A 13,094-nucleotide genomic window follows, 5' to 3' on the forward strand; every position below is an offset into this window, starting at 1 on the left:
TCAACCGAGGCGCTCGATAACGGTCGCCGTACCCATACCGCCGGCACAGCAGATCGCCTGCAGTCCATAGCGGGCGCCACGCCGCTCCAGCTCGTTGAGCAGCGTGGTCATCAACCGCGCGCCGCTGGCACCGAGCGGATGGCCCAGGGCGATGGCTCCGCCATTGACGTTGAGCCGCTCGTGCGACACGCCGGTTTCGCACATCCAGGCCAGCGGTACCGACGCAAAGGCCTCGTTGACCTCGAACAGGTCAATGTCGTCGATGCCCAGGCCGGCCTTCTCCAGCACCTTGTAGGTAGCGGCGATCGGCCCGGTGAGCATCAGCGTCGGATCGGAGCCTACGGTGGTGAAGGCACGGATCCGCGCCCGCGCCTTGAGCCCCAGGCGCCCCGCCGTTTCCGCCGACATCAGCAGCAACGCCGCCGCGCCGTCGGAAATCTGTGAGGAGTTACCGGCGGTGATGCGCCCGGTTTCCGGGCGAAAGCTGGTCTTCAGAGTCGACAGCTTTTCCCGCGACGTGTCACGGCGAATGGTCTCGTCGCCCCGCAGTGGCGCCACAGGTTCGCTCAGGCCGTGCTCACGCAGGGTTTCGACCGGTACCTCGACGATTTCGCTGGCGAAGTGCCCGGCATCCGCCGCAGCCGCCGCGCGGCTATGGCTGGCGAAGGCATAGTCGTCCAGCTCGTCACGGCTGAGCGACCACTTGTCAGCCATACGCTCGGCGGCCTCGCCCTGGCTGGTCAGCTCGTAGCGCTCGGCCGCCATCCAGCCGAAGGCTTCGCCATGGATCTCGCGGTTGCTGCCCATGGGCACCCTGCTCATGTTCTCCGCCCCACCGGCGACCACGATGTCGGCGGAGCCGGCCGCGATAGCGCCGGCGGCGAGATGCACCGCCACCTCGCCAGAGCCGCATTTGCGGTCGATGGTCAGGCCGGGAATGGTTACCGGCCAGCCAGCGCCAAGCAGTGCGGTGCGCGCGATATTGGCCGACTGCTCGCCGATCTGGGTGACGCAGCCGAAGATCACGTCATCGACCTGCGCGGGCGACAGATCAACGCGCTCCAGCAGCTTGCCGATCACCAGCGCGCCCAGGTGGTCGGCACGCACACCGGCCAGGCTGCCACGGAACCGGCCGATCGGCGTACGCAGCGCATCGACGATCACGATGTCTTTCATAGCGCACTCGCCTTGAGCCCGGAACCCGGTACCCGCTTGCCGTCTTCGTAGCGATAGACGCCATGTCCGGTCTTGCGTCCCAGGCGGCCAGCGGCAACCATCTTGATGATCAGCGGGCAGGGACGGAATTTCTCGCCCAGGGTCTGATGCAGGTAGCGCAGCACCGACAAGCGGGTATCCCAGCCGGTGAGGTCACCCAGCTCCAGGGGCCCCATGGGATGGTTGAAACCCAGACGCAGGGCGGTATCGATGTCCTCGGCGCTGGCCGTACCCTCTTGCAGCATGTACATGGCCTCGTTGCCAAGCAGCGCGGACATGCGGCTGGTGGTCAACCCGGGGGACTCGTTGACCACGATCGAGGTCTTGCCCATGGCGTCGCACAGCGCCCGCGTTCGCACCAGCACTTCGTCGCTGGTCGCCAGGCCACGCACCAGCTCCACCAGCTTCATCTTGTGCACCGGGTTGAAGAAGTGCATGCCGATGACTCGCTCGGGAGCGGCCAGCGACGCAGCGATCTCAGTCACGCTGAGCGCCGAGGTGTTGGTGGCGATGATCGCGTCGGGCGCCAGCAGGGGCTCGGCTTGGGCGACCACCGCCTTCTTCACCTCCAGCCTCTCGGAGACCGTTTCCACCAACCAGTCGGCGCCTCGCGCAGCCTCGCTCAGGTCACCACTGATGGCCAAGCGCGCCAGGGACACCTCTGCCGACTCGGCGGAAACCTTACCGAGCGCTACGCCGTCGCTGAGAATCTTGCCGATATTGTCCCTGGCACGGGCCAGCGACTCTGCATTGGTGTCCACCAGTACGGTGGGATAGCCGGAACTGGCGAATCCATGCGCAATGCCGGTCCCCATCAGGCCAGCACCTACCACTACGATTTTTTCTTCTTTATCAATGCTCATGTTTCGCTCTCGATTTAGACGCGGGATTTCTCGCTCACCACGTTGCGCAACGTGCCTATGCCTTCAATGGTCGCCTCGACCACATCCCCCGGATTGAGGAACAGTCCCGTCCCCATGCCGACGCCAGCCGGCGAGCCGGTGAACAGCACGTCGCCACAGGCGAAACTGGAACGTTGCTGGACGAAGCGGATCAGTTGGCCGACATCCCAGGTCATTTCGGCGGTCGAGCCGTCCTGACGGGTCTCGCCATTTACCTTGAGGGTCAGACGCAGTTTGGGCGAACCGGCGGGGAACTCGTCCTTGGTGACGATCCAGGGCCCCAGGCCAGTAGTGCGGTCCTGACTCTTGGCCGCGAACAGGTCCATGCCGATACCGGCCGGGCCGCTACGCTGCAGATCGCGCGCACTGACGTCGTTGCCGACCGTGTAGCCCAGCACGCAGGCCAGCGGGTCTTCCAGATCGATCTCGGCACTGCCGATTACCGCCACCAACTCGACCTCATGGTCGAGTTCCTCGGTCAAGGGCGGATAGCGGATCGGGTCATGGGCGCCGATCAGAGCGCCGTAAGCTTTCAGGAAGGCTACTGGCTGTGGCGGGCTGGCAAGACCGAAGTCCTCGGCCAGATGCTTGGCGTAGTTGGCCCCAGCCACCACTACCCGGTTCACCGGATCGATCGGTGGAAGCAAGCGCACCTTGGACAACGGCAGTGTCGAACCGGAAAGCCGTAGCGCGCTGATTCCAGCCCCACGAGCCACGGCAGGAGCCCAAGAGGAAAACTCGCCGGCGATAGTGTGCACCTCGCCCCGCTCAGGATCGACCACCGCCCAGAACGAGCCAGTCTCGAAGTAAGAGCAGCGTGCCAGCTTCATCAGGCACCTACCTTGCCCAATTTCGCCGGGTCGATGTGCAGCAGCTCGCAAGCATTCTTCCAGCGGATCTTCTGCAGATCTTCGTCCGACAGGCGCAGCCCTTCAGTCAGGTCATGGCGCACGGCATCGCTGCCACCAAAATTGGAACCGTAAAGAATCCGATCCGCACCGATGATGTCGACCAGAGCCTGGCGCATCGGCAGCTCATGCAATTCCACGTCGAAGTAGAAGTTGGACAGATAGTCCAGGAAAGGCTTCTTGTTGTGATAGACGTCGAGGTTCGGGTTGGTCTGCGCCAAGCGTCCCAACTGGTAGGGAGCGAAGCCGCCGCCGTGGGTGATGTAAACCTTCAGGTTCGGGAAGCGATCCAGCACGCCGCCATTGATCAGGTACCAGAGGCACTTGGTTTCATCGTAGTTCATGCCGACGATGGCGGTGGTTTCGAAGCGGTCGGTATTGGCTTGCTTGCCCCAGGTCACGGACTGGTTGTAGCCATGCACGAAGATCGGCAGGTCAAGATCGCACAGCGCCTCCCAGACCGGATACAGCTCAGGGGAATCGAACTCCATTCCACCGAAGTTGGAACCGCCAGCCACCAGCCCCTTGGCCCCCAGCTCGGTACAGGCACGGCGGATTTCCTTGGCCGCCTCATGCGGCACGTTCAACGGCGCATGAGCCCAGAACATCAGGCGATTGGGCGCAGCCGAGCAGTATCCAGCCAGCACGTCGTTGACCTTGCGGGCGAAGGGCACAGCGAACTCGGCCTCGGCCCAGTACATGTAGCAATGGCTCGGCACCGACAGCACCTGAGCACTCTGGCCAGCAGCATCCATTGCCGCGAGGCGGTGGTTCGGGTCGCGCCACTTAGCCATGTACTCGGCGACATTCAGCGTCTCGCCCCGGGCATGCGCCTCGCGCAGCGCCTTCTTACGCTCCGGCGCCCCCAGGGTCAGGATCCAATCGCCTACACGCAGCTTGATATCACCATCGGGCTGGGACTCGAAAGCAGGCCCCCAATAGGGATGCTGGTTGTAGTAGTCGGGATGAGGCGCATGAGCATGAAGGTCGATGAGCATGGTGCGGTACCTCTGAGATGACATTTTTTGTGGTTGTGTAATCCGCGCTCGCAGCGCGCCTTTCCAGCCGTACATGCACACATACAGATGCGTATCGGCCTGATTCAAGGCAGAGAATAAGTTTAAAATGATCATAAATCAAAAATCTGTTCAATTTATTTTTTGAGACAGATGAAAAAGCCCATGCCAGAGCCCTGCAGCAGGCGTACGCAAACCCTCGACAGGGAAGCCAGCCGTAAGCGTCTGGCCAACACACCTCCCCGGTTCTTCCAGCTAGCGGCATGGTGTCCACCTGTTTTTGGTGGACACCATTTCAAGCCCCTTGTGGAGGATCTCCCGTGCCAGGCCAACGCCGCTCCTATCCCAAATCTTTCAAGGCCCAGGTCGTCGATGAGTGCACCCAGCCCGGCGCCTCGGTTGCCGGCGTGGCCTTGAGCCACGGCCTCAACGCCAATCTCGTGCACAAGTGGATTCGCCGCCAGCAGGCACAGCTGCCCGCGGTACCCTCAGGTTTTATTCCAATTCTCGTCCCGAGCGTGCCGGCTACCCCGAGTGCGGCCGACAGGGCCATCCAGATCGCAATTCCCCATCGGGCCGGCAAACTGTCGGTGCAGTGGCCGGGCAAGGACCCTGAAGGCTGCGCCCGCTTTCTGCGCGAGCTACTGAAGTGATCCGCATCGAGCGCATCTGGCTCGCCACCGAGCCGCTGGACATGCGCGCCGGCACCGAAACCGCGTTGGCCCGGGTGGTTCAAGTTTTCGGTGCGGCGCAGCCGCACTGCGCCTACCTGTTCACCAACAAGCGCGCCAATCGGATGAAGGTGCTGGTGCACGATGGCTTCGGCATCTGGCTGGCTGCTCGCAGGCTCAATCGAGGGCGCTTCGCCTGGTCGGGCAATTGGCAGGGACAGCAGTTGGAACTCAGTCCCGAGCAGTTGCAGGCCCTGGTGGTCGGCCTACCTTGGCAGCGTCTTGGGCCCAATGCCGAGATCAGACTCCTGTAGCCGGGGCGCAATTAGGCCAATGGCCTATCGCCGAGGGGGCCGACAATCCGCACACTCGGCGCCATGAGTCCTGCCGCTTTCGATCACCTGACACCCGAGCAACTGCGCCAACTGGCCGCGCAGTTGAGTCAGCGCGTCGATCACCTGGAAACGCTCAACCAGCGGTTGAACCACGAACTCGCCGTGCTGCGGCGCCACCGCTTCGCCCGCCGCAGCGAGCAGCTCAATGCCGACCAGCTCAATCTGCTGGACGAGATGATCGAGGCCGACATCGCCGCCATCGAGGCAGAGCTTGAAACGGCCCGACCAGAGCCCGCCAAGCGCGAGCCACGGCAGCAGCCCAAGCGAGCGCCGCTGCCGGCCGAACTGCCGCGCACGCTGATACTTCACGAGCCGGACAGCACCCAGTGTGCCTGCGGCTGCCAGCTCAAGCGCATCGGTGAAGACGTCAGCGAGAAGCTCGACTACACCCCGGGCACCTTCACCGTCGAGCGGCATATCCGTGGCAAGTGGGTCTGCGCCCAGTGTGAAACGCTGATCCAGGCCCCAGTGCCTGCGCAGGTGATCGACAAGGGCATCCCGACTGCCGGGCTACTGGCTCAGGTCATGGTGGCCAAGTTCGCCGATCACTTGCCGCTATACCGCCAGGAAAAGATCTTCGCCCGCGCCGGGCTGGCTATCGCGCGTTCCACGCTGGCGCAATGGGTCGGCGCTTGCGGTGTCCAGCTGCAACCCCTGGTCGATGCCCTGCGCGACTGCCTGCTCCAGCAGGACGTCATCCTCGCCGACGAAACCCCGGTGCAGATGCTCGCCCCGGGCACGAAGAAGACCCAGCGGGCTTACGTCTGGGCCTATGCACCCAGCCCCTTCGCCGACCTCAAGGCCGTGGTCTACGACTTCAGGCCGAGCCGGGCTGGCGAGCACGCGCGCAGCTTCCTGGGCGACTGGCAGGGCAAACTGGTCTGCGACGACTTCGTCGGCTACAAGGCCAGCTTCGAGCAAGGCGTGACCGAGATCGGCTGCATGGCCCATGCACGGCGCAAGTTCTTCGACCTGCATGCCGCCAACCAGAGCCAACTGGCCGAGCAGGCCCTCCAGTACATCGGTCAGCTGTACGAGGTGGAGCGCGAAGGGCGAGAGTTGCTCGCCGCACAGCGACGGCAACTGCGCCAGGACAAAGCCAGGCCGATCATCGATGGCCTGCATAGCTGGATGCTTGGGCAGCGGCAGAAGGTGCCGGAAGGCAGCGCGATCGCCAAGGCACTCGACTACAGCCTCAAGCGCTGGGCAGCGTTGGTGCGCTACCTGAATGACGGCAACCTGCCCATCGACAACAACTGGATCGAGAACCAGATCCGCCCCTGGGCCCTGGGGCGTGCCAACTGGCTGTTTGCCGGCTCTCTGCGCAGTGGCCAGCGTGGCGCAGCCTTGATGACGCTGATCCAGTCAGCCCGCCTGAACGGGCACGATCCGTACGCCTACCTGAAGGACGTGCTCACGCGCCTGCCGACGCAGAAGGCCAGCGCCCTGGCCGAGCTGCTGCCGCACAACTGGGTATCCGCCGGCAAGGTGTGATGCCCGTTCGCTTACAGCCAGCCGAGGACGAAGAAAGAGGAAGGGGCGTGACGCGGAGTAGAAAGGAGGAGCGGCCACCCTCACTCGGAGGGCAGCCGGGAGCGCAGGCGGATCAACGACGAGAGCGGGAGGTGGAACCTATGGTCAGAGCGGCAACGAGCTTTCTAACGCGAACAGGGAGAAGTCGGCGACCGCTACCCTCCGGCACAAGGATCTCGCTCAGTACATAGCGAATGACCATTTCGCAAATCAGTTCACGATCGAGCTTAACCCCGAGCCGAGCGTCCCACTCGTCGAAGACAATACCCAGCAGATCCTGAAAGCGCACGATGGAGTCATGGAATATACGCCGAAAGAAGCTCAGCGCATACTCAGGCGCCACTACCAGCAGACGACGTGCGCGACTCTGCTCGAGATAGTTGTCGAGGTAGGCGATCAGCGCATTCAGGCGTGCGTCAGGATCGCCTATATCCTCCAGGGCCTGGGACAGGGAGCTATGGAAGCTGTCCCGCTTGTGTCGGGAGAAGGTGTCCAGAAGGTCTTCCTGGGATGAGAAGTAGCGATAGAAGGTGCCCCGTGACACCCCCGCCACTTGGCAAACATCCAGAATCGAGATCCTATCCGCCCCCGAGCGCAGCACCACCTCCTCGGTAGCCGCGAGGATACTGCCAATGGTTTCCTCGGAGCGCCGATTGGGCTTTACCTTGACTCCAGCCACCGATGACGCGCGGCCATTTTTCTGAACAGTCTGCGCAACCGCCACGGAGGGCTTCTCTAGAGAGGCATTTTTTCTCCTGACCGGAGCGACAGGCGCTGTTTTACTGGGCTTAGCAGCATTCCTTGACATTGATAGGGATTCTCAGTTGGTAAATTTTCGTCACATTAGCACAGGATATAGGCAGTACCACATGGATTTGTTCAAATCTTAGCTGGAGACAAGCGGCTAATTTGAATTTAGAATGGCATTCTCCCACCAAAATAAAATTTGCCATCCCACAGCGGGGAAGGCCTCCAAAGGAGATGAGCTATGAGTGGCATCGGTCATCCGGATACCTGGTCCGTAGGCGAGAGAGACACCGTCATCGCAGCACTCGACCGAGCGGTTGCAAGGCATCCAGACAAGATCCTGTTGGATTTCAGCGGAAATCTATACACATATGCGGAAGTTGACTCGCTATCCACCCGCATGGCCCATGCCCTAGCCACCTTGGGCGTGAAGCCGGGCGAGACCGTGCTGACCATGCTGGACAACAACATCGACGCGGTCGTCTGCTGGCTGGCCATCAACAAGCTCCGCGCGGTCAGCGTGCCGATCAACACCGCACTCAAAGGCGAATTCCTGCGCCACCAGATCGCTGACACGGGAACCCACCTGGTCATCTGCGAGGCCGACTACCTACCACGCATCCTCCCCCTGGCCGACCAGCTCAGCGAGGTCAGCCAAATCCTCTACCGTGGTGAACGAACAGAGCCGGCCAGTTGCAGGATTCCAGTTGCCGCTCTGGATGACTTCCGCGGCGAGGACGACACGCCTTTCACCAGCAAACCACAACCCTCCGACCTTGCCTGCCTGATCTACACCTCCGGCACCACCGGCCCATCGAAAGGCTGCATGATCAGCTACAACTTCATGTGCAACCTGGCACGCCTACAACTGCGCGCAGGCCCGGCCAACGAAAACGACGTAACCATCACGCCACTGCCGCTGTTCCACATGAACGCCCTGTGCGTCAGCATCATCGCCAGCATCCTGGTCGGTGCTCGGGCCGCCATCCTGCCACGCTTCTCGGTCTCCAACTTCTGGCAGGAAGTCGAGCGTTCCGGAGCGACCATCGCCTCGATCCTGGGGGGTATGGGCGGTCTGCTCGCCCAGGCGCCGGACAACGATGCGATGCGGCGCTGTTACGGCCAGATCCACACTGCGCGCGGCAACCCCTACACAGAGGAAACCAAGAAGATCTGGCGCGAGCGCTTCGGCACCAAACTGGTCGGTGGCAACGGCTACGGCCTGACCGAAGCCTGTGTAATCACCTCCCTGGCGGCGGGCGAGTATGCGGCTCCCGGTTCTTCCGGCAAGCGCATCCCGGATTTCGACGTGCGCATCGTCGACGACAACGACCAGGAACTGCCAGCCAATACCCCCGGTGAAATCGTGCTGCGTCCACTGCGACCGGACATCATGTTCCAGGGCTACTGGAATCGTCCCGCGGATACCCTCAAGCTGATGCGCAACATGTGGTTCCACACTGGCGACATCGGCAAGTTCGATGATGACGGCTTCTTCTATTTCGTCGACCGCAAGAAGGACTACCTGCGCCGGCGTGGCGAGAACATCTCCAGCTTCGAGATGGAAGCGGCCTTCGCCGTCCATCCGGACCTCGCCGAGGTTGCGGTGCATGCCGTGCCCTCCGACAAGGGCGAGGATGACGTCAAAGTGACCGCCGTGCTGCACCAGGGGGCCCGACTGACGCCGGAGGAGCTGTTCCACTGGGCGACCGACTCGGTGCCCTACTACGCCCTGCCGCGCTACATCGAGTTCCGCGACAGCCTGCCGAAGAACCCGCAGGGACGCGTGCTGAAATATCAGTTGCGCGACGAGGGCAAGACGGCCGACACCTGGGACCTGGAAGACACCGACATCAAAGTCGCGAAGAAATGACCCGCAGGCCAGGCTAGCATCCCCAGCCTGGCAGGCCACCCACGGAGCTAAGGCGCGGCGCCAGCCGCGCCGGTCGCCCTGTCAGTATTCGCGAACCGGAACGTCCGCCGGGCGGGAGTTGTAGCCAGGCAAGTGCAGCCCGCCATCGACGTGGATGGTCTCACCGGTGACGAAGCGCGACATTTCCGAGGCCAGGAATACCACCACCGGCCCGATGTCATCCTCCGGCTCGCCACAGCGCCCCAACGGACGCATGGCCGCGGAGCGCTCGGCGAACCCCGGATTCTCCGCAGCCAGCTTATGGAAAGTCGCCCCCATGGCAGTCGGCGCGATGGCGTTCACGCGGATATTGAAACGCCCCCATTCCGATGCGGCGCTGCGGGTCAGGCCGACGACCCCCGACTTGGCCGCGTTGTAATCACCGTGCAGCCAGGCGCCGACCTCGGTATCGATCGAGTAGAAGTTGATGATCTTGCCGGCCCCGCGTGCGCGCATATGCGGCAGGGCAGCCCTCATCGACCACCAGGCGGCCCACAGGGTGGAATCCAGGGTGCGGGCCAGCATCTCGTCGGTCTTATCCTCCAGCAACACGTTGGGTGTGGGAGCGAAGGCATTGTTGACCAGGATATCCAGGCCGCCGAACTGCTCTACCGCCAGCTGGATGGCCGTCTCGATATCCGCCTTGCGAGTCACGTCGGTCTTGACGAACAGGGCGCGCGCTCCCAGCGCCTGCAACTCCTGCTCCACAGCCTTGCCGCTGGCCTCGTCGAGCTCGGCGACCAGCACCGCGGCACCCGCCTTGGCAAAACTCAACGCCACTCCTCGTCCGATACCACCGCCGGCGCCAGTGATCAGCGCCACCTGCTCTTGCAACAGCTTCATAGCGAATTCCCTCTTGTTTTTAAGTGAACATTTTTACATATAGTGTTCAAATATACTGCAATCCACAGCGGCAAGCACCCGCGAAAACAGCACAAGGAAAAACACGATGGCCAGTATGTTCCGACGCCGGGTGGAAATCGTTTCGACGGTACAGGATGCCACAAGGGAAGTACGTGCGACCCTGGAGGACGACTTCCATCACTTCCGCGTCTGGCTGCGCCACTGCGACGGTATCGTGAGCGAGATCGGCGGCGAGGCCGTGCGCTACCCCTACTCCGCCTGCCCACAGGCCACCGAACAACTGCAGCAGCTGGTCGGCATGCCGCTCAGCCAGATCGCCCACTCGGTGACCCGGCAGACCGATGCCCAGCACCAATGCACGCATCTGCTCGATCTGGCCGGCCTGGCCATCGCCAACGCGGCGCGAGGAACGACGCAGCGTCGTTATGACATCCAGGTTCCAGACCGCATCGACGAACGCACCAACCCGGTCCTACAGCGCGACGGCGCCACCCTGCTCAGCTGGGACGTGCATGGCTCGACCATCGAGGGACCGCCCCCCTACTGCGGGGTCAACCTGCGTGAAGGAATGGCTCGCTGGGCGCTCAACAATCTGTCCGAAGAGGAAGCGGAAGCCGCACTGCTGCTACGCCGCTGCATACAGATCTCGCTGGGCCGCATGAACAACCTGGATGCTCAGGTGCATGCCTCCAGTACTGGCCGCTGCTACAGCCAGCAACCAGCACGGGCCACACAAGCGCTGCGGATCAAGGGCTCCACCTGGGACTTCAGCGAAGCGGCGTCGGCGCTGTGCATGGATGACCAGAACTGGCTGGCCGGGAAAGAACAGGCCCGCCCCTCCTAACGAGGGGCAGGCCAAGGCCATCAGAGGAACACGGCGAGGTTCGGCGTCCCCAGCACGGCCTGGTCGAGGATGACCTCGCGGCGCGCCAGCTTGAAACCATCTTCGGTCAGGCGCAGCACATCCCGGCGCTCACCGCTGATGATGTCGACATGGTGATCCTTGAAGCGGTTACGGGTCAGCAACAGGTAACTGGTCACCACGAACTCGTCACCTTTTTCCGTCTCTTCCACGAACACGTTGGTTACCAGCCGACGGGTACGGGAGGGCGGGTCTTCCGCCCAGGCGCTCTTGCCAGACAGACGCAGGATCCGTCCCATGATCGAGCGGTAGTCGTCATGATAGTGCTGCACGCTACGCACGATGGTGGTGGACAGCTCGGACTGCAGACGGGTGTGTCGCAGCGGAACGGTGTAGACCAGATCGGTTGCCAGGCGCGCGCTCCACTCCTGCAGGCGGATCTGGTCCAGTAGAGTTGCCTCCTCGTAGAGGAAGGTCACCACCTGGTTATAGACATCGGAACCAACCGGGACACGCTTGATTCCAACCGGGGATCCAGGCTGGATCTGGTCGGCGCCACGCTCTTGTACTTGGGCCATGAGTAACTCCTGAAATTGTTGTTGTGCCAGGGGCGACGATCAGTCTTCAGCCGTCATCAGCTCGTGCCAGTACTGCCACCAATGCCACTGGGTGTCGTCCTTGGTGAAACCCTCGTTGACGATACCCGGCCCCGGCCAGCCCTCGGGAGCACCAGTCTCGTAGCATGCCTGGTATTTCAAGGTCATCTGGCGGCCCATCGCTCCTTTGGCGGCCAGCGTCATATGTGGCCAGGTGTCCGAGTCATCCTGCTCGACCATGCCGGAGGTGCCGAACAGCTGGATGGTCTGCTTCAGCATCTTCTCGCGCAATTCGGCCGGCGCATCCTTCTCGGCGAAGATCCAGTTGACGAACTCGAGCTTGTCCGGCCCCTGGGGCACATAGGCATGCATGGTCATAGAACCGACCACACCGCCGTCCGGCTGGGGAATATAGACAAAACCAAAGAGAATGTTCGGAAACATCCCACCTACCTGCGGCGGCATGCTGGTCAGTACCTCGAGCTGCTCCTCGCTCAGGTTGCGGTAAAGCTGCTCGACCATGTCGCGGGTCATGCCGGCAGGCGGTAGCGCGTCCAGCTTCTCCTGCACGGACAGCTGCGCGGGATCGAGGCCGGTCAGGCGCTTGATCTTGCGCGCCAGGTCGATGCAGCGCAGAGCATGGCCGTGCGGCGAACTGATTTCCACACCGATCATCTCGGGGCTGAGATCGGCGCCCTCGCCTTCACCTTCGCCTTTCTTCGCGTAGTTGCCCACCTCGCCCAGCCAACGGTGCAAGGTCAGGGTGTGGAAACCATCGGCGGCGGACTGCTCGCCGGCGGTCTTCCAGTTGGCGTTGACGATGAAGCGCTGCGGCGGGCCGAGCACTTCCATGCCCTTGTCGGAGCGGCAGAACAGCATGTCGTAGTACCACTTGGCATCGCCGAGGAACTCGTCGAACGACGGGCCATCGACATTCCAGGTAGCGAAGATCAGACCGCCGTAGAGCGTCACCCGGGCTTTCTTCAGACCCAACTCCTCCTTCGGTAGCATTTTGCCGTGCATGCACTCGCGCTCGACCGGCGAACCGATGAAGTCGCCGTTGGGTCGGAAGGCCCAGCCATGGTAGATGCACTTGTGGATCTGTGTGTTGCCGCAGTCGGCCGTGCTGATACGCATGCCACGGTGCGGGCAGACGTTGAGGTTCACGTAGACTTCGCCGTCCTTGCCACGGGCAACGATCACCGAATCGGAGCCCATGTCGCGGACCACGAAGTCGCCGGAATTGGGGATCTCGGACTCGTGCCCGAGGAACACCCAGATCTTGCCGAAGATCTTCTCCATCTCCAGCTCGTAGATCTCACGGTCCGACAGCACGCGCATCTGCACTTCACGGGTATCGGGATAGATGAGGTCGGAAACCTTGGTTCCGTCGGACAATACAGGGCTTGTTCTTGTTAGCATGATTGCCTCCTGTTCAGGGCACTACGGCGAATATTAAGCCGAAGCAAAATA

Annotated in this window: 13 protein-coding genes; 5 read left to right on the top strand and 8 right to left on the bottom strand. The window is 62.5% G+C overall.

The annotated features are described in order from the left end of the window. The 4 genes from LE197_RS18905 to LE197_RS18920 are packed head-to-tail and all read right to left on the bottom strand — an operon-like array spanning position 1 to position 4,023. On the bottom strand, positions 1 to 1,176 hold the full coding sequence (locus tag LE197_RS18905; RefSeq protein WP_034030962.1) for a thiolase family protein: 1,176 nt from the start codon (positions 1,174 to 1,176) through the stop codon (positions 1 to 3). Continuing rightward, positions 1,173 to 2,078: a 3-hydroxyacyl-CoA dehydrogenase gene (locus LE197_RS18910; RefSeq protein ID WP_034030963.1), complete on the bottom strand. Its 906-nt coding sequence runs from the start codon at positions 2,076 to 2,078 to the stop codon at positions 1,173 to 1,175. Before LE197_RS18910 ends, LE197_RS18905 begins: the two co-directional genes overlap by 4 nt. Before the next feature lie 14 nt (positions 2,079 to 2,092). After that, positions 2,093 to 2,947, bottom strand: coding sequence for a fumarylacetoacetate hydrolase family protein (locus tag LE197_RS18915; protein WP_034030965.1), 855 nt, complete (start codon positions 2,945 to 2,947; stop codon positions 2,093 to 2,095). Beyond that, complete coding sequence (locus tag LE197_RS18920; protein ID WP_003244792.1) at positions 2,947 to 4,023, bottom strand: amidohydrolase family protein; 1,077 nt, start codon at positions 4,021 to 4,023, stop codon at positions 2,947 to 2,949. The genes LE197_RS18915 and LE197_RS18920 overlap by 1 nt, the downstream gene beginning before the upstream one ends. A 338-nt stretch (positions 4,024 to 4,361) precedes the next feature. Here LE197_RS18920 and tnpA point away from each other — a divergent pair, with 338 nt between their 5' ends. The 3 genes from tnpA to tnpC all read left to right on the top strand — a co-directional run bounded on the left by tnpA (position 4,362) and on the right by tnpC (position 6,601). Continuing rightward, the gene (gene tnpA / locus LE197_RS18925) at positions 4,362 to 4,694 is read left to right on the top strand and encodes an IS66-like element accessory protein TnpA (RefSeq protein ID WP_226033691.1); all 333 of its coding nucleotides are present in this window, start codon (positions 4,362 to 4,364) and stop codon (positions 4,692 to 4,694) included. Further along, positions 4,691 to 5,026, top strand: a complete 336-nt coding sequence (tnpB, locus tag LE197_RS18930; protein WP_023105888.1) for an IS66 family insertion sequence element accessory protein TnpB — start codon at positions 4,691 to 4,693, stop codon at positions 5,024 to 5,026. Before tnpA ends, tnpB begins: the two co-directional genes overlap by 4 nt. A gap of 63 nt (positions 5,027 to 5,089) precedes the next feature. Next, a complete protein-coding gene (gene tnpC / locus LE197_RS18935) occupies positions 5,090 to 6,601 on the top strand; it encodes an IS66 family transposase (RefSeq protein ID WP_023105887.1) in 1,512 nt (503 codons plus the stop codon). 112 nt (positions 6,602 to 6,713) lie between these two features. Here the strand turns inward: tnpC and LE197_RS18940 are convergent, their stop codons facing one another. After that, the gene (locus LE197_RS18940; RefSeq protein WP_105446909.1) at positions 6,714 to 7,364 is read right to left on the bottom strand and encodes a TetR/AcrR family transcriptional regulator; all 651 of its coding nucleotides are present in this window, start codon (positions 7,362 to 7,364) and stop codon (positions 6,714 to 6,716) included. 264 nt (positions 7,365 to 7,628) lie between these two features. Here LE197_RS18940 and LE197_RS18945 point away from each other — a divergent pair, with 264 nt between their 5' ends. Beyond that, entirely contained in the window at positions 7,629 to 9,260 is a 1,632-nt protein-coding gene (locus LE197_RS18945; protein WP_034030834.1) for an ATP-dependent acyl-CoA ligase, read from the top strand. An 81-nt stretch (positions 9,261 to 9,341) separates the two neighbouring features. On the opposite strand, the gene LE197_RS18950 is transcribed toward LE197_RS18945, so the two are convergent. Then, a complete protein-coding gene (locus tag LE197_RS18950) occupies positions 9,342 to 10,142 on the bottom strand; it encodes an SDR family NAD(P)-dependent oxidoreductase (protein WP_034030833.1) in 801 nt (266 codons plus the stop codon). 106 nt (positions 10,143 to 10,248) lie between these two features. Here LE197_RS18950 and LE197_RS18955 point away from each other — a divergent pair, with 106 nt between their 5' ends. Continuing rightward, on the top strand, positions 10,249 to 11,007 hold the full coding sequence (locus LE197_RS18955; protein WP_034030832.1) for a DUF2889 domain-containing protein: 759 nt from the start codon (positions 10,249 to 10,251) through the stop codon (positions 11,005 to 11,007). Between the two features lie 20 nt (positions 11,008 to 11,027). Here LE197_RS18955 and LE197_RS18960 read toward each other — a convergent pair whose 3' ends face one another. Beyond that, positions 11,028 to 11,603 (bottom strand): aromatic-ring-hydroxylating dioxygenase subunit beta, encoded by a 576-nt coding sequence (locus tag LE197_RS18960; protein ID WP_034030831.1) that lies wholly within the window; start codon positions 11,601 to 11,603, stop codon positions 11,028 to 11,030. A 39-nt stretch (positions 11,604 to 11,642) separates the two neighbouring features. After that, a complete protein-coding gene (locus LE197_RS18965; RefSeq protein ID WP_034030830.1) occupies positions 11,643 to 13,043 on the bottom strand; it encodes a Rieske 2Fe-2S domain-containing protein in 1,401 nt (466 codons plus the stop codon). Between the last annotated feature and the right edge of the window lie 51 nt (positions 13,044 to 13,094).

This window comes from Pseudomonas sp. PS1(2021) (genome assembly GCF_020405165.1).
Lineage (GTDB): Bacteria > Pseudomonadota > Gammaproteobacteria > Pseudomonadales > Pseudomonadaceae > Pseudomonas > Pseudomonas aeruginosa.